The sequence below is a fragment of the Streptomyces sp. SAI-135 genome (genome assembly GCF_029893805.1).
Lineage (GTDB): Bacteria > Actinomycetota > Actinomycetes > Streptomycetales > Streptomycetaceae > Streptomyces.
Genome location: NZ_JARXYP010000001.1, coordinates 538,034 through 554,930 on the forward strand (window position 1 = coordinate 538,034; position 16,897 = coordinate 554,930).

Consider the following 16,897-nt stretch of genomic DNA (forward strand, 5'->3'; position numbering starts at 1 on the left):
GCGAGGTCGTACTCGAGCTGGAGCAGGACGAGGGCTACGGCTGGGGCCGAGGCTGAACCTGCGCAGAGCCTTGAAGGTGATCCTGAGCAGGGAGGGTCGCCGCGGTGTATTACGGCGGCCAGGCTTCACCCACTTCCTGTCACGGGCTTTCTCCCGGAGACCTCTCGCCGCGATTTACCAGGGGGCTCATCACGATTCCGTAATCCCTCGCCCCGCAACGGAAGCCAGCGAGCAAGCCCTGCTGGGCGAGCGTGTTGCCCAGCGTCTGGCACTCCAGGTAGCCGTGGCCCAAGTCGGAAGGAGATTCGCCTGGGCCGAGGCCGTACCGGCCGCGGAAATCATCAACGCGCACGTGGCGAGTGCACCCATGACCGCGATCCTCGCGTACGCATGGGATCCTCCAGTCTCGGCAGGTTCAAGAGGGTAGAACGTTCTTCCTTCCGGATGAGCTTGCCCCGGGCTCCCTCCGAAGTCAACACCGGACGTTCTCGCTTCACTTGGCCTCCGCATAGCCCCACATTGAGGTCGCGGCGGCGATCTTCGTGATGAAGAGCAGGGAGTTGGCGCGCTCGCAGACGCCATGGATGCCACGGATGACCTTGTTGTGGGTCTGCTGGGTCTCGGTCAGCTCGCCTCCGGCGGACTTCTTGCCGGGGTGGCGGAAGCCGTCGTCGGCGTTCTCGTAGCCGAGGTCGGCCAAGTTCGGTATGTCGCGCTCGGCGACGATTCGGTTGAGGGCATCGATCAGGCCGTGGTGGGCGCAGGTGGTGTCGTGTTCGCGGCCCGGCCGTACTGGCGAGACATCGATGGGCCAGCCGTCCGGGGTGTGATGACCTGCACGTTTCCACCACGGTGCTTGTGTTTTCCGGACCACCAAAGGTCTGTGCCGACGGGGCCGGGGGCGGCGACGCGGTCGGTGCGGATGACGGTGCCGTCGAGGTTGAGACGGGTGAGCCCGGCTGCCTTCGCACGCTCCAGCGCGGCCGTGAGGTCCGGTGCCCCGGCGGCCAGGGCGGCCAGTCCCTCGTAGAGGGAGCGGTAGGAGGTGGAGGCCGATAGGCCGTAGTCGCAGGCGAGTTGGGCCAGCCGGGTGCCGTCGAGGAACCAGCGCAGCATGCACGACCTGCTTGAAGCAGCCCAGCGCGCGTCGTCCCTTGTGGGTCCTGGCCCCGATCCGGTGATCGCGCAGGAGGCCGGCCAGGTGCTCGGCGGTGGACCGCTTCACATCGAGCACGGCGGTGTAGGTGACACTGATCGCCACGTGAGGCCTAGCGGTCAGAAAATCTGTCGCAAGATCGTTCCTATCAGAGGCCTTACACCTTCCCGGACTTGCGTATGCCACGGACCGCGCGACATGCCTCGCGCTCACTAACGGTGGCCGACCGTTACTGGGAACAGCTCATAATGTACCCTCGGCCGACCGGCCCCTCCCGGCGTGGACAGGTCGCGTTCGTGAATGCAGACTACTGCCTACGCCCGCAGAAATGCGCTGCGGACTTGACTCGCCGGCCGGTATGGGAGCATCCGCGCAGGGGAGTTGACCGCAGACCACAGCCCCGACAAAACATTCACATGGCGTTCACCGCCTCACGGGGCCATGAAAGTTCGGGCGGGCGAAACCGGAGGTTCTTTCCTTGAGTGTCGTGTTGTTCCGCCGGCCTGCTCGCAGACGTGGGCCAGCGATGCCTGACGGGCAATTGACCCTCCAGGAGCCGCCCGTCCTTTCCGAGAGCGTCCCTGACACCTCGGCGGTGTGGACGTATCTGCCGGTGGCCCTGATGTCGGTGTCGGTGACCCTGCTGTTCCTGCGGCCCGGCGGTGGCAACGGCGCCTTCACCTACCTGGCGCTGGGCACCCTGGTGGTTTCGGCCGTCGCCATGCTGCTGGGACAGTTGCTGCGCCGCAACAGCGAGCGCAAGCAGCGCCTGAAGGGCGAGCGCCGTGACTACCTGCGCTATCTGACCCAGATGCGCAAGCGGGTGCGGAGCACCATCACCGAGCAACAGCGGGCTCTCGCCTGGCGTCACCCCGAGCCTGCGTCGCTTCGGTCGCTGGCGCGCACCTCGCGACTGTGGGAACGCCGCCCCGGCGACGAGGACTTCGGCGAGGTCCGCATCGCGGTCGGCGAACAGCAACTCGCACTCACCCTGACTCCCGTCTCCACCCGGCCCGTCGAGGACCTCGAACCACTGTGTGCGCACGCCCTGCGCCGCTTCGTCCGCGCCTACTCCACCATTCCCGAGCAGCCGCTCGGCCTGTATCTGCGGTCCTCGGCCCGGATCCAGCTGCGGCCCGAGGAGGCGCCCGGCGGAGAGGACGGTGAGTCGGCGGACAGCGAGGCCGGCATCAACGCGGTACGCGCACTGACCCGCGCCCTGCTCGCTCAACTCGCCGTGTTCCACGCCCCGGAGGAACTGTGGATCGTACTGTGCGTCAGTGACGAAAGGCGGCCCGACTGGGAGTGGGTGAAGTGGCTGCCGCACACACTGCATCCACACGAGGAGGACGGTGCCGGGCAGGTCCGCCGGATCGCCGGAGACCTCACCGAACTGGACGATCTGCTCGGTGCCGAGTTCGCCGAACGCCCCGGCTTCGATCCGGACGCCCGCCCCGGCCGTGATGAGCCGTACACAGTCGTGGTCCTGGACGGTGTCACGGTTCCCGAGGGGCACCGCTGGGAAGGGCACGGCTACCGCAACGCCGTCGTTCTCGACATCGGCGGGGGGCTGCGTTGGCGGCCCGGTCGCCACACGCTCCGGCTGACGGCCAGCCCCGAGCAGGTGAGCCTGGTGCGTACGGACCGCAGCCGCAAGGAACGCTCCGTGCCGCTCGGCCGGCCCGACCGGCTCGGTCTGCTCGGCGCGGAGGCGCTGGCCCGGCTCGTGGCTCCGCGCCGCATCAGCCTGGGCACCGACATCTCACAGCCGATGGATTCCGACGTCGAGCTGACCACGCTCCTGGGCATCGCCGACCTGCACCGTCACGAACCCGGCGTCCTCTTCGAGAAACACACCGGTTCGGCCCGGCTGCGGGTGCCGATAGCCGTCGGCGTCGACGGCCGCCCCGTCGAGCTCGATATCAAGGAGTCCGCCCAGGGCGGTATGGGCCCGCACGGCATGCTCATCGGCGCCACCGGCTCCGGCAAGAGCGAACTGCTGCGCACGCTCGTTCTCGGACTGGCCCTGACCAACTCCTCCGAGACGCTCAACTTCATCCTGGTCGACTTCAAGGGCGGCGCCACCTTCCTCGGCCTGGAGGAACTGCCGCACACCTCGGCCGTCATCACCAACCTCGCCGACGAGGTCGCCCTGGTGGAACGCATGCAGGACGCCCTGCACGGCGAACTCATCCGCCGCCAGGAACTGCTGCGCTCCGCGGGCAACTTCACCTCCGCCCTGGAGTACGAGCGGGCCCGAGCCGCCGGGACGGATCTCGCCCCCCTGCCCAGCCTGTTCGTCGTCGTCGACGAGTTCAGTGAACTCCTCTCCGCGCACCGCGAGTTCATGGACCTGTTCGTGATGATCGGCCGCCTCGGCCGCTCCCTGGGCGTGCATCTGCTGCTCGCCTCGCAGCGCCTGGACGAGGGCCGCATGCACCAGTTGGAAAGCCATCTGTCGTACCGCATCGGCCTGCGTACCTTCTCCGCCATGGAGAGCCGCGGCGTCCTCGGTGTACCGGACGCCTACGAACTGCCCGCCCAGCCCGGCAGCGGCTATCTGAAGTCGGGCGTGGAGGCTCTGACCCGGTTCCGCGCCGCTTACTCCTCCGGCGGCTACCGGCGGCGCACCGGCGCGGTCGTACAGGCGCGGGTGGCCAGCCAGGTGGTGCCGTGGACCAGCAGCTGGGTGGTGCCACGTACGCTGGAGCCCGCCGCCGAACCCGAGCCGGAGACCGAGAAGACCGGTGACGAGAAGACCCTGCTGGAGGTGGCCCTCGACCGGCTGCGCGACTCCGGCCCCGCCGCCCACCAGGTGTGGCTGCCGCCCCTGGCGGAGCCCTCGCCGCTCGACGCGCTGCTGCCCGGCATCGCGCCGGACCCCGAGCGGGGCCTGACCGCCGCCGGCTGGCCCGGAACGGGGAAACTGCGCGTCCCGGTCGGCCTGGTCGACAAGCCATTCGAGCAGCGGCGCGACCCGTTGATCGTGGACCTCTCGGGTGCGGAAGGCCATGTCGCCATCGCTGGTGGTTCGCAGAGCGGCAAATCCAACCTCGCCCGCACCCTGATCGCCGCCCTCGCACTCACTCACACGCCCGCCGAGGTCCAGTTCTACTGTCTCGACTTCGGTGGCGGCGGCCTCTCCCAGTTCGCCGGACTCCCCCACGTCGGCGGTGTCGCGGCGCGCCTCAACCCCGACCGGGTGCACAGGACCGTCGCCGAGGTGATGTCGCTGCTCGCCCACCGCGAGCAGTTCTTCGTGGACCACACCCTGGACTCGATGCAGTCCTACCGGCGGCGCCGGGCCGCCGGGGAGTTCCCCGAAGAGCCCTTCGGCGATGTCTTCATGGTCGTCGACGGATGGTCCACGGTTCGCCAGGACTACGAGGACCTCATCGCGAAGTTCAACGAACTGGCCGCCCGCGGACTCAACTACGGCATTCATCTGCTCATCACCACGAACCGTTGGGTGGAGTTGTCCGCACAGGTCCGTGATCAGGCCGCCACCCGCCTGGAGTTGCGGATGGGTGACCCGATGGACTCCGAGATCGACACCCGCAAGGCGCGCTCGGTTCCGCGCAGCGGAGGACGCGGCATCACCGCCGACAGCAAGATGCACTTCCTCGCCGGCCTGCCCCGGCTGGACGGCAGTGGTTCCCTCGAGGACCTCGGCGACGGTGTCGGCCATCTGGTCGCCGAGATCTCCCGGCACTGGCACGGCCCCTCGGCCCCGAAGGTGCGGATGCTGCCGCACCGGCTCCCGGCGGCCGAACTGCCGGCGCCCGAGCCCACCGAGGGCGGCGGTATGCGCCTGCCGCTCGGCATCGACCAGGACGCCCTGGAGCCGGTCTGGCACGACTTCAGCCGTACCCCGCACCTGATCGTGGTCGGTGACACCGAGAGCGGCAAGACCAACATGCTGCGCCACGTCGCCAAGGGGATCACCACCCGATACGCCCCGAACGAGGCGAAGATCATCGTGGTGGACTACCGGCGCACCCTGGTGGAGTCCATCCCCGAGGAGTACCGCATCGGGCATGTGATCTCTCTGGACAACCTCCAGGAGACCGTCGACGGTGCTGCTCGCGCGATGAAGACCCGCGTTCCCGGCGCGGACATCTCGCCGTCACGGATGCGTTCGTGCGACTGGTGGACCGGTCCGCGCCTGTTCATCCTGGTCGACGACTACGACATGGTCTCCGGAAACTCCTTCCAGAACCCCTTCGAGGCGCTCTTCGAGTTTCTGACCCTCGGCTTCGAGATGGGTATGCACCTGATCGTCGCGCGCAGCGCCATGGGGGCGGGCCGTGCGATGAATGACGGGCTCATCCGCCGCCTCGACGAGGCCAACAACCCCGCCGTATTGCTGTCCTGCCCGCCCGCCGAGGGCCGTCTCTTCGACGCGAAGCCCCTCAGCCTGCCTCCCGGCCGGGCCCTGCACATCGCCCGGCGCAAGGCCAGGCTGATGCAGACGGCGCTGGCGGAGGAACATCCGGGCCGTCCGGACTGACGGGCGGGAGAGCCGGGCCGTAAAAGGCGACGGGGGCCACCTGGGCAGGTGGCCCCCGTCGCCGTCTCCACGACGCAACGCCCACGGCATGCTGCGGAAACGGAAACTGCCCGCCCTGTGGGCCGTTCCCGTGATGGGACGAACTCGGCTGGGCCGGGTCCGCTCCCACCGCGCCATCCGCCGCCACCAGGCTATGGAGCTGCGCCTTCTCCTTCTGCTGGGATCAGCGGTTCGCCCCACCCGCACGGACGCCGCGCCAGACCCCTGTCCCAAACAAGGGGCAGAGAGGGGGACGGCCGCGTCCCACCAGCCCCAACAACCATGCCGGCCAGGGCCTTACACACCATCCAGCCCTGGCTCACCCCCGCCGTCATACTCACCCGCTGGTGGCGAGCCTGGACCTACATGGACCTACCTTCCAAGCTCCAGACCCGGATCGACGCGGTCACCACCGGACACAGCATCTACCTCGATCACAGGATGCAACGCCTGTCGGTAGACGTGGAGTTGACGGGGCAGCGATTTCGGAGCAAGCTTTGCATGAGAGCGAACGTTCTACCTCCCACACAGGCATTCGCTAGTTCGTTTACGGGCATTCCGACGATTTGCGGCACGCGACGCGGGACACAGGCGTCGGCCTAACTGGCCCTAACAAACGCTTATCTTCCGGCACATGAGGAGAAGTTGGCAGCGATGCGAAAGACCATCAAGAGGTTCACCGTCGGCGGTATGGCCGCACTCGGCCTGCTCGTCGCCGTTCCCGCGAGCCCCGCGTTCGCCATCAACCAGGTCGACTGCGGCCAGCGGACCGACCTTGTGAAGCTGGACCAGAGCCTAGGCGGAGGGCTGTACGCCAACGCATGCTTCGCCAACGCGGGCGTAACGGCTGTGAACGTATCCGGGGTTTACAACATCACCTCGGGCAATAACAAGGTGACGGTCAACTACCAGCAGGGCAGCGTGTACCGGTCCGTCACCCTCGATCCCCGCCAGGGGATGGGGCTGGTCGGGGGCACCGTCAGGGTGTACGAAGTGCGCATCTGGTAATCGCTGGACGCCGGCGGTGAGCACGGGCAACGCGGCACACCTCGACCGCCAGGTGCACCGCGACCTCGTGGAGGTCACGCGGGCCGTGCCGGATCAGCACCTCGGGGCGGTACGCACGTAGTTCGGCGAGTGCACGCGGCCCCGGCTCGTCATCGCCGACGACGGTCAGGCCGTCATGGTCGGCGAGGACGCGCAGGCCGGCCCCGTTGCGCGGTCGGCCTGCGCTCCTGGTCGTAGGTGTCGAGCAGCCCCTCCCCTGCCTGCCCAGCACAGTGATCGCCGGCCTCCAGCCAATATTGAACGCAGCCAGGAGATCGTGCGCTCGGCCACCCACCGGAAGGTGCCCAGACCGGTGCCGTGTGGCTGGCCACGTTCGGTGATCGCCGTCCGGATCCCGCGCTGCCGCAGGAGCCGGCGGTACTTGTCGTGGTCGTAGCCGTCGTCGGCGAAGAGCATGTCGGGCCGACGTGGCCGGCCGACAACGACGGCCGCGGCCGGGATCTTGTCCAACAGCGGTGTGCGTGAGGATCATGGTCTTCACGCGTTCTGCTGGGTCTTGCCGGAGACGAATTGGTCCCGGTCATCGAGGCCCAGATACTCGACGACCTCGGCAAGTGTACGCAGCCCGGTGTCGGGCGCCCACGGTGCAGCCCCGCCGAGCGAGCAGCGGCCGCACCTCGCCGATGGCACGCGTGACAGTGGAACGGTCCACGCCGACTCAGCAGGCCAGCACGTCATGAGCGGTGCCATGGCGCAGACTCACCATGGCCAGCAGTCGGTCGACGAAGACGAACTTGTGCTTCGGTCCGGCGCCCAACAGCCCATCGCCTCGGCCGGGCCGTCAAACGTGCCTGGTGCTGTTTGTGCCAAGGGCCCTACCTCCGCGCCGGGTTCGGCGATCACTTCTGGCGACAACCCGGTGACCCGGTACTCCGCCACAACCAACTCATGTTCCCAGCCCCCATGGCGGTTCAACGAGCTACTCGTGCACCGAGCCACGGTCACTGTGCACCCGAGGTTGTTAGTGTCCCCGATCGTCCTTCATGGTCGTCCCCGCTGCCGGGCGCCATTGCCGCGCGCGTGCCCGGCGCACGGCAAACGCGCCCCAACCGACGGCCAGAACGGTGACGGAGCCGAAGACGAGGGCGATGGCGGCGCGGTCCGTGGTCTGTTCGGCGGTTGACGTGTCGCGGACCGTCACGGGCTCCGCGTCGGGCTCGGCCCCCTCGGACGTACCCGAGTCGCCGAGCACCGTGGTGACGGCGGCGTATGGGTCGAGCTGGGGGATGTCGGCTGGATAGGCGGTGGCGGTCAGACGGTGCACGACTGCCTCGGCGGACTCGTCGGGGTGGGTGGCGCGGACTACTGCTGCTGCTCCGGCGGCGTAGGCGGTGGCCACCGCGGCGCCCGCACCGAGGTAGTGGCCGGTCCCGCGCGGTCCGCCCGAGACCACGCCCACGCCGGGGGCTACCAGGTCGACATCGGCCGCGGGCAACGAGCCGTCCGGGCGGGCACCGCTGGGGAGCATGTCAGCGACCGCGAGGACCCCGGGTTCGCCGGCGGGCCAGTAGGTGCGGACCGGAGTCTCGTCCGTGCCCAGCCGTGCCGGTTCGGGGGCGGCCGCCGCGACGACAACGGCGCCCGCCGCACGGGCCTCGGCGACGGCGCGCGTCAGGTCTGGGGCACGGTCCGGCAGGGCGATGGTGACCGCGATGACGTCGGCCCGTGCCTGGGAGGCCTCGCGCAGGGCCGCCGCGACCTGCGCGGCACTCCCCCGGCCGAATTGGTCGGTGCCGCGCAGGCCCAGGATCTTCGCGCTCGGCGCGACGCCGGCCAGTTTGGGGCTGTCGCCTCCGTTCCCGGCGATCAGATCCGCCAGGAAGGTGCCGTATCCGACGCAGTCCTCGCCTGCCGCCCCGGAGACGGTGACCCTGCCGTCGAGCCCCGAGGCCTGAGGTGCCACCCCTGTGCCGATCAGGGCGACGGTGACACCCCCGCCCGTGGTGTGCTGGTGCAGGCGGTCCAGGTCGAGGCGCTGGCGCGACCAGTCCTGTGTGCGCGCCTTCTCCTTCGAGGCGGGAGTGCACTGTGTCTGCTGGGCGTCGGGGTCCAACGAGGACGGCATGGCGGGCAGTTCCTGTCCGCCGGTCGCCGCCGGCGGGTCCGCACGGGGCGTCGCGTGGGCGGTGGCGGCCAGGGGCAGCAGCAGGCCGGCGGCGAGGCCGGCGCCGCACAGCAGACGGGCGCCCCTGGTGGGCGGTTTCATCGGCCGACCGCCTTCGGCGTGGCGGTGACGATGTCCTCCGGGCGCAGGATACGCAGGTCGTCCAGGGTGGGCGCGGCCACGGAGCTGAGCCGTCCCGCCTGCCGGGTGACCATGGTTTCGACCACCTGGCGGGCCAGGCGGGCGTTGCCGAAGGAGCGGTCCCGGGGCTGGGCGTCGAAGTACTCCTTGAGCAGCGGGCCGGTTCCGGGGCCGCACTCGTACCCCATCGACGCGGCATGGGAGCGCACGATGGTGACCAGTTCCTCCGAGGAGTAGTCGGAGAAGGTGATCCGGCGCGGGAAACGTGAGGACAGGCCCGGGTTGGAGGCGAGGAAGTGTTCCATTTCCTCGGTGTAGCCGGCGACGATGACGACCACCTCGTCCCGGTGGTCCTCCATCAGCTTCAGCAGGGTGTCGACCGCCTCCTGGCCGAAGTCGGCGCCGCCGCCGCGGGGGGTGAGGGTGTAGGCCTCGTCGATGAACAGGACGCCGCCGCGGGCCCGTTCGAAGACCTCGCGGGTGAGCTGGGCGGTGTGGCCGATGTAGCGGCCGACCAGGTCGGAGCGGGCCGCCTCGACCAACTGGCCCCGTTCGAGGATGCCGAGCTGGGTCAGGACACTGCCGTACAGGCGGGCGACGGTGGTCTTGCCGGTGCCCGGCGGGCCGGTGAACACCAGGTGATGGCTGATGGAGGGCACCGGCAGCCCGGCGGCGGCCCGGTGACGGGCGGCGGTGATGAGGTTGACCAGGTCCGCCACGTCGCGCTTGACGTCCGCGAGACCGACCATGTCACCCAGGCGGGTCAGCGGGTCGTCCTCGGTGGTGGGCCCGGCGACGGCCTTCTCGGCGGCGGCCTGGGACACGTCCTCCGGCAGCAGCAGCCGCAGGTCGCTCTCACCGACTTGGTCCAAGGAAGCGAGCCGTACCGCCTGCCGGTCCACCATCTCCTCGAACACCCCGCGTGCGGCACGGCCGTTGCCGAAGCCGGCGTCCCTGGGCATCGCCTCGAAGTGTGCGGCCAGGGCCTCAGCCGTGCCCTCGCCGAGCTCGTACTGATGCTGGGCGCACATGCTCTCCATGATCGCGACCAGATCGGTCACCGAGTAGTTCTCGAACTCGATGGTCCGCGAGAAGCGCGACGCCAGGCCGGGGTTGGACCCGAGGAAGGACTCCATCTCACGGGAGTAGCCCGCCGCGACCACCACCACGTCGTCGCGGTGGTCCTCCATCAGCTTCAGCAGGGTGTCCACGGCCTCACGGCCGAAGTCGGCGCCACCGTTGCCGCTGTCGGCGGTCAGGGTGTACGCCTCGTCGATGAACAGCACCCCGCCGAGGGCGCGTTGGAAGGTCTCGGTGGTCTTGATGGCGGTGCCGCCGACGATCTGCGCGACCAGGTCGGCGCGCGAGACCTCCACGAGGTGTCCGCTGGGAAGCGCGCCGAGTTCGGCCAGGATCGCCCCGTACAGGCGAGCCACGGTGGTCTTTCCGGTGCCCGGCGGGCCGGCGAAGATCAGGTGCCGGCTCATCGGCGGTGCCGTCATGCCGAGTTGTTCACGGCGCTGGGCGAGCTGGGTGAGATTGACCAGCGTCCGCACCTGCTGCTTGACGTTGTCCAGGCCGATCAGCGCGTTGAGCGCGCCCAGCGGGCCGTCCTCGCGGTCCGGCGGGGGCGCGTCGGCGGCGCCGGAGCCGGCCGGGTCGGTGTGCTCGGCAGTGCCGGCGCCCCAGGCGTCGCGCTTGCCGTTGGCGGCGCTGGTCAGGCCGTCCACGGCGAGCCGTTCGCCGGGCACGGTCTGCACCAGGCCGCCGCCTGCGTTCTCCCGGGCGGCGCAGTTCACCAGGGAGACCGGCTCGACGGTCTCCACCCGGAAACCGTCCTGGGCTCCGCCGGTCACCTCGCATCCGCTCAGTGAGGCGAGCGCGCCTTCCTTCAAGAGGACGCCGTGGCCCTGGGGGGCGTGGACAGCGATGCGGTTGGCGGTCAGCTCTCCGCCCGCCTCGACGACGACGCCCTCCTGCCCGGCCACCTCGACACGGAAGTCCCTGAGGGTGACGTTGCCGCCGTCCGACACCACCAGACCCTGGGCGACGGCGTCGGACACCCCGCCGCCGGCCAGGTAGAGAGTGCTGCCGGACGCCACGCGCACGCCCACACCGTTGGGTCTGATGATCTCGCAGTCCTCGACCCGGCCGCGGGCGTCCTTGACCGCCGAGATGCCGTCACCGGAGGGCTCCACGAGCCGCGCCCGGCGGAGCAGCGGGTTGGCGCCGTCACGCACCACGATGGCGGGCGAACCGCCGATCACCTCCAGACGGTCGAGTTCCGCCGCCGAGTTCTCCTCCAGGAGCAGCGCGCTCTGCTCGCAGTCGCGGACTGTCAGCCCGGTGAACGCGGGAGAGGCGGCCCCGGCCACACGTACCGCGATGCCCTGGGCGCCGGTGACCCAGCAGTCCTCGAACGTCCCGCGCGCCCGGTCGGTGACCAGGACGGCGTTGCCACGGATACGCGAGACCCGGCAGCGGCGCAGGACCGGGTCGGCGCCCTGGGACAGCGTGATGCCGTTGATGGAGGCCCCGGTGACACGGACGTCCTCCAGGGTCGTACGGCCCGTGCTGCTCACGTGGACGCCCGTGCTGGTGTCGTGCACCACGGTGCGGACGACGGTGACAGCGGAGTTCTGCTCCAGGGCGATGGACGGCTTGTCGGTGGAGGAGATGTCGCAGTCCTCCACCGAACCACGGGAATCGCCGTTGGCGAGCAGGCCGTTGCCGCGGGCATCGCGCACCGTGCAGCCACGGATACGCGCCTCGCCCTGTTCGGCCAGTACCAGACCGCTCGTGCCCAGGTGCTCGAAGGTGCACGACTCCACGGTGGTGGGTGACGCCGAGGTGACGACGACGCCCGCCCCCTGCGGGTTGCTGATACGGCAGTCCCGCAGCGCGAGCGACCCGGTGCCGCCGGCCAGCATCGCCGTCCAGGCCGCGCCGACCACCTCGCAGCCGTCGAACGCGGCCTGTCCGCGCCGCACGTCCACGGCCGACAGTTCGGCGTCGCCACCCCGCAGAGTGACCTCGGACAGCATCACGGCGTCGGCGCGCAGCGAGAGCGCGCTGCCCGAGCGTGGCCGGATCTCCACAGTGCCCCGCCCTTCGGCGGCGGCGATGGTCACTCGGGTGTCGACGACCAAGGCCTCGGCATACGTCCCGGGCCGCACGCTGATGAGCGCGCCGCTGCGGGCGGCCGCGAGCGCCTCACCGATCGTCCGGTAGGGATCGCGGTCTCCGGGACCGACCGTCAGTACCTGGCGCGACACGCACCAACCTCCTTGCCACGAGGCGTCTTGAGAGGGCTTCCACGTCGCCGGATGGCGGACGTCATCGGTCCGACGATGCCATCATGCCTCGCGCACGGGGCGGGCGGATGCCGGGACGGACCTGCCTACGGAATCGGACCGATCCTGTCAGACGAGCCACATCTGGTCTTTGGTCCCCAGGCAGTCCCAGAGCTGGAGCGAGGCGCCGTTGCCCGGATTGTCGCCCTTGATGTCCACACACAGGCCGGTAGCGTTGTTGCGCAACTCGTGACGCTGGTTCAGGACGAAGTTCTGGGACTTGTCACCGTCGCAGTTGGTGATCGTGATGGGGTAGCCCTTGGCAAGGCTCACCACGTCCATGCACAGGTTCTTGATGCGGATCGTGCCGTCGGAGCCGAACTGCCATTGCTGCGCCGGGCCGTTGTTGCAGTCCCACACAGACAGTTGGGCACCGCTGTAGAAGGTGGACGCCGGTACGTCCAGGCAGCGGCCCGAAAGCCCGCTTCGCGGGGAGACGGGCGAACTGAGCGTGACCACCGGGGTCGGCTTGGGCGTGGGCTTGGCCTTCGACTTGCTCTGGGGCGTGGACTGCACGACGGGCTGCTTCGCCGGGGAGGTCTCCGCCTTGGGTGTCGGTGGCGGAGGGGTCTTCTTCTCCTTCTTCGCCTTGACCGAAGGCGAAGAAGAAGGGGACTGGGTCACGGGCAGCTTGAAGTCACCCGGCGCCTCCTGCGTGTTGCCGCCGAGCACGGTTCCGGCGGCGGCCGTCGAGGACCTTTTGGGGCCATCGTCTTTGCCCGCGTTCGCCAGGAACGGCACGCTGACCAGCAGTACCCCGGCGGCCGCGGCACCGTACAGCATGGTCTTGCGCGGCCGCCCGACCGGTCCGGACTCCTGCCGCGGCTGGTTGATCGCGGTCGCGGACATGGTCCGCACGAACGCGGGCAGCCGGCTCTTCGCCTCCGCGACGGCAGCACCGTCGGCCTCGGCTTCCGCTTCCGTACGACCGCCGTTGGCCGTAGCGCCGCCGACGCCTGCGCTGTCACTGCCCCGCCCGGCGGCCGCCATCGACTCGGGGGCGGGAGCGGACGCGACAGACTCGCCCTTCACCGCGCCGTCGCCCGTCTCACCCGCCTCCTCGGCCCCTTCCGCGGTCTCGGTCGTCGCGGGCCGGATCGCGGCCTTCGCCCGCGTGGACCCGGCCTGGGGTTCGGGGCCCTCTCCGGGGGCGGCTGCCTGCGAGCTCTCGGTCGCAGCGGTGGCGGCCGCGACCGTCTCCTCTCCGTCGGCGCCGCTGCGCCGCGGGGGCGTGGCGGGGTGCTGCGATGCAGGTGTCATGACGTCCTCCGTGCGATGTGGGGCGAGGATTCGGGTGAGTCGCCGGTGCGGCCGGAGTCGGGGGCCGCGGGCGACGAGTCGGTACCGGAAGGGCCGGTGTGGTCCTGCTCGACCTCCGTCGTTGACGCCTCGGTGTCCGGACCGCCCCGGGGGGTGGGGAGGCTGTCCGCCGGGACGAACAGGGGAGCCGCCGCGGCGGCGTTGACCAGCAGCAGCGCGTCTGAACCATCGAGTGCGCGGACCAACTCGTGGGCGCGGAGCCTGTCATGCCGAAGTGCCGAGGACATGAACTCGTGCGCCGGCGAGGTGAACAACAGCACGACCGGGGCCCCGTCCCGTCCGACTGCGGTCAGTGGCTCCCCGTCCGGTGCGCGCAGCACCGCGACGTCCGCCTCCGCGAGGGCCGTAAGGGCGTCCTCCACCGAGCCGTAGCCGGTGGCGGCGCGCTGCGCCGCCGCATCAACCGGATCGGTGGGGTCGGGCCAGCCGAGCACGCGGGCGGAGGGCCGGTACGCCGGGTTGGCGCGGTACTCACCCAGGTCTCCGCTGTCGTCCGAGCGCCACTCTCCCACCAGCGCCCACTCGGGAGGTGGCCGCCCCTCGGTCCACTCGGGGTCCACCACGCCGATCCAGTGCCCTGGTGCCGTGCGTGCGATGTCGCGCACGGCCTGGGGTATGTCGTTCGGGTCCATGCCGTCGGCCGCGTCCTCGGCGGACGGCTCACGGGGCGATGGTTCCGAAGCGGCGGACGCGATCGGGCCATCGGGCATCACGGGCAGTTCGCCATGCCGTTCTCGGGGCCGCATTTCTCCCTGAACTCTCATGGTCCGTAAACGAGATCTCGCGTGCCGGTCGCGTGTCTCGCTGGAGCCGGCACGTATGTCAGATGGATGAGGCATAAGAATGCCAGACCTGTCACGTCTGTTGGGGAGAAGTAAACCCACTCGGGCTTCCGCGTGCCCAACGGCCGCCCGCATAAGGCACGTTGCGGAAATCGGGAGCTTTCCGGAGGCAGGAATGCGCGGGGGGACAGAGAGGCGAACCGGGCAGATGGGGACGCAGCCCAATTCGCCTGCGGAATGGGGCGTCAGGGCGAAAGGCGCCCCAAGGGGCAGACCACGCCGCACACTTCTTCATGCCCGCCCTCCGGCCGTCACACCCTCGCTCCGAACAACTATACAGAACGTTCAGTATCGGTGTGACGGGGCGCCATGTCTACCCGTCCAGCGAGGACAGATCCGATGGTCCGCTGGGTAGGCCGGCGGCCGCTTCGCCGTGCTCAGTCGTCCGTGCCGGGTGACTCGCGGGTCGCGACACCGTCTGCCGTCTGATTCAGATCGATGAGGCATGAGGATGCCACATCCATCACACCCGTTGGCCGCGCCGGTGTGCCCGTTCAATCCTCGACAACGCCCGTTCTCCCGCGCGAAAACGCCGCTCGCAGGGGAACCGCCGCGAAATCACGACCACGGGGCCGACCAAGGCTCGGGTCGGAGCGTGAACGAGGGCCGCAGGTGCGTCCGCAGCCGCACACCCGCTCGATGCCGTGGGGGTCACTCGGCCGTCGTCGCCCCGTCACCGCGCTCCTGCCGGCCGGGCCTCTCCTCCCGCTCTTCCCCGGTGCCGAGCAGCTTCGACTCCACGTCCTCCTGAGAGTCGGGCAGGTCGTCCACGTCTTCGTCGGGGAACAGGTCGGCGTCGTCCTCGCTTTGCGGATTCGCCGCTGCGTCGTCCTGCTCCCCTTCCGCTTCCTGCGCCGCCTCCTTGAGCGCCTCGGCGAGGCCGTCCGTGGTCATCACCATGTTGACCGGCCCGGTGCTGTTCAACGAGAGGCTGTGGCCGTCCGGGATGCGGTCGACCAGGTCAGCGATCGGCACCTTTTCGGAACGCAGTGGGCCCAAGGCATGCAGGTACGGGGCCGCCGTATAGGCGAGGACGACCGCGGCGCCGTCGCTCGTCGCGGCGCCGATCAGCTCTCCGTCCGCCGTGACCGGCACGAAGAGTTCGGCGCGGGCGAGAGCCGCGGTGACGTCCTCGGCCGGGCCGTAGCCCGTGGTGGCCAGCTGGATGGCGCGGTCAACGTCGTCCAGGGGCTCGGGCCACCCCATGGCTTCGGGCGACGGCCGGTAGTCCTCGTTGTCCTCCCATTCGACGATCTCACCCTCGGAGTCCGAACGCCACTGACCTAGGACCGCCCACTCCGGCGGCGGGTGCTCACCCTGCCAGGCGGGGTCGATCATGAAGAGCCAGTGGTTGGGCGCCAACTTCGCGGCCGCTATGAACTCCTCCGGCGGCGGCGGGTCCAGTACGGGGCGGTCGGCCGGGGGTTCGGGGGTGTTCTCACTCATGGGAGTCCTCACTGCTGACGGTTCTCAGTGGCGCCGAAGGGCGCCGGGTGCCCGACCGTGCCGGGGGCGACAGTGGCCCCGCACCGGAGCGGGTCGACTGGGGCGCTGCGGTTCGTGACCTGCCGAGGGGCAAGAGGGGCCGCTGGTGGACATCATCATGGCATCACCCGGCCGCGAGGCGACCAGCGCCTCCCGGAACCTCTGCCTCCCAAACCCGCGGGGGCAGGGGGCGGGAGCGGCCGATCGGCCCCTCCCTGGGCCCTGGTTCAGAAGGACCTCTGCCTGCCGCCTCCCGCGGACGGGGCCGGACGGCTGGGCAGCGCGAAGCCACCCAGCAGTGCCGCCCTGGTGGCCGCCTGGAACTCCTCCTCGGTCGGCATCCGCTGCTTGCCCGTGTCCAGCTCCTCCAGCTCGGCGGTCGTCAGGAGCGGGCTCGTCGTACTGACCTCTCTGCCCTTCGGGGCTGTTCGGGAGCCCGGGTGACCTTGAACCTCACTGGGCGGGAAGACCGTCTCACCTTCACTGCACCTTCTGCTCGGTCTTGGCGATGTGCGCCAGAACCTTGATCATCTCGACTGTCTTGTCGGCGACCTTGTACCGCTTGCTGACATCCCCCACTGCGCAGCGCCTCGTTCCACGCCTTGTACTAGCCGCCCTGGTACCTGTCGAAAGGAACCACCTGCTCGTCTGTCAGGCCCCACTCGGTGCGCAGCCGGGACCGCAGCAGCCGGACTGGGTCCTCGCCGCTGCCGAGGTTGAGGTTCTGTGTCGGGTCGTCGACCAGCGCACTCAGCGCCTGGGTCTCGGACCAGGTGAGAGCCGCCGACTGGGCCTTGCGTATGAGTCCGCGCGCCTGCTCCGGTGTCAACTTCTCACCCTTGTACGTCACCCCTGGTCCACGGGCGCAACGGGGCCCGA

Annotated in this window: 9 protein-coding genes and 2 pseudogenes; 2 read left to right on the forward strand and 9 right to left on the reverse strand. The window is 69.8% G+C overall.

All coding sequences use genetic code 11. From position 1 onward, the window contains the following. Positions 1–550 precede the first annotated feature (550 nt). Positions 551–1,261: pseudogene (locus M2163_RS02570) on the reverse strand (transposase family protein); the annotation flags it as partial. A 421-nt stretch (positions 1,262–1,682) separates the two neighbouring features. On the opposite strand from M2163_RS02570, the gene eccCa reads away from it, so the two are divergent. Continuing rightward, positions 1,683–5,666 carry a type VII secretion protein EccCa gene (gene eccCa, locus M2163_RS02575; protein WP_280854723.1) on the forward strand — a complete coding sequence of 1,328 codons (3,984 nt, stop codon included), beginning with the start codon at positions 1,683–1,685 and terminating at the stop codon, positions 5,664–5,666. A gap of 693 nt (positions 5,667–6,359) precedes the next feature. Beyond that, positions 6,360–6,713, forward strand: a complete 354-nt coding sequence (locus M2163_RS02580; RefSeq protein ID WP_280854722.1) for a beta/gamma crystallin domain-containing protein — start codon at positions 6,360–6,362, stop codon at positions 6,711–6,713. 165 nt (positions 6,714–6,878) lie between these two features. Here the strand turns inward: M2163_RS02580 and M2163_RS46555 are convergent. The 8 genes and pseudogenes from M2163_RS46555 to M2163_RS02620 all read right to left on the reverse strand — a co-directional run. Beyond that, positions 6,879–7,229 (reverse strand): annotated as a pseudogene (locus M2163_RS46555) (transposase); the annotation flags it as partial. 21 nt (positions 7,230–7,250) lie between these two features. Continuing rightward, positions 7,251–7,403, reverse strand: coding sequence for a hypothetical protein (locus M2163_RS02590; protein WP_280892990.1), 153 nt, complete (start codon positions 7,401–7,403; stop codon positions 7,251–7,253). A gap of 331 nt (positions 7,404–7,734) precedes the next feature. Beyond that, positions 7,735–8,979 (reverse strand): S8 family serine peptidase, encoded by a 1,245-nt coding sequence (locus M2163_RS02595; RefSeq protein ID WP_280854721.1) that lies wholly within the window; start codon positions 8,977–8,979, stop codon positions 7,735–7,737. Next, positions 8,976–12,293 carry a right-handed parallel beta-helix repeat-containing protein gene (locus M2163_RS02600; RefSeq protein ID WP_280854720.1) on the reverse strand — a complete coding sequence of 1,106 codons (3,318 nt, stop codon included), beginning with the start codon at positions 12,291–12,293 and terminating at the stop codon, positions 8,976–8,978. The genes M2163_RS02595 and M2163_RS02600 overlap by 4 nt, the downstream gene beginning before the upstream one ends. A gap of 147 nt (positions 12,294–12,440) precedes the next feature. Next, on the reverse strand, positions 12,441–13,631 hold the full coding sequence (locus M2163_RS02605) for a ricin-type beta-trefoil lectin domain protein (RefSeq protein WP_280854719.1): 1,191 nt from the start codon (positions 13,629–13,631) through the stop codon (positions 12,441–12,443). After that, complete coding sequence (locus tag M2163_RS02610; protein WP_280855132.1) at positions 13,628–14,323, reverse strand: type VII secretion system-associated protein; 696 nt, start codon at positions 14,321–14,323, stop codon at positions 13,628–13,630. The genes M2163_RS02605 and M2163_RS02610 overlap by 4 nt, the downstream gene beginning before the upstream one ends. 861 nt (positions 14,324–15,184) lie before the next feature. Beyond that, positions 15,185–15,979: a type VII secretion system-associated protein gene (locus M2163_RS02615; protein WP_348541008.1), complete on the reverse strand. Its 795-nt coding sequence runs from the start codon at positions 15,977–15,979 to the stop codon at positions 15,185–15,187. A 646-nt stretch (positions 15,980–16,625) separates the two neighbouring features. Next, the gene (locus tag M2163_RS02620) at positions 16,626–16,868 is read right to left on the reverse strand and encodes a hypothetical protein (RefSeq protein ID WP_280854718.1); all 243 of its coding nucleotides are present in this window, start codon (positions 16,866–16,868) and stop codon (positions 16,626–16,628) included. Between the last annotated feature and the right edge of the window lie 29 nt (positions 16,869–16,897).

Excerpts from the sequence above, each read along its gene's own strand:
- eccCa (WP_280854723.1), top strand. The coding sequence starts at position 1,683 with ATGCCTGACGGGCAATTGACCCTCCAGGAGCCGCCCGTCCTTTCCGAG.
- M2163_RS02580 (WP_280854722.1), top strand. The coding sequence starts at position 6,360 with ATGCGAAAGACCATCAAGAGGTTCACCGTCGGCGGTATGGCCGCACTC.
- M2163_RS02595 (WP_280854721.1), bottom strand. The coding sequence starts at position 8,979 with ATGAAACCGCCCACCAGGGGCGCCCGTCTGCTGTGCGGCGCCGGCCTC.
- M2163_RS02605 (WP_280854719.1), bottom strand. The coding sequence starts at position 13,631 with ATGACACCTGCATCGCAGCACCCCGCCACGCCCCCGCGGCGCAGCGGC.
- M2163_RS02610 (WP_280855132.1), bottom strand. The coding sequence starts at position 14,323 with ATGGACCCGAACGACATACCCCAGGCCGTGCGCGACATCGCACGCACG.
- M2163_RS02615 (WP_348541008.1), bottom strand. The coding sequence starts at position 15,979 with ATGAGTGAGAACACCCCCGAACCCCCGGCCGACCGCCCCGTACTGGAC.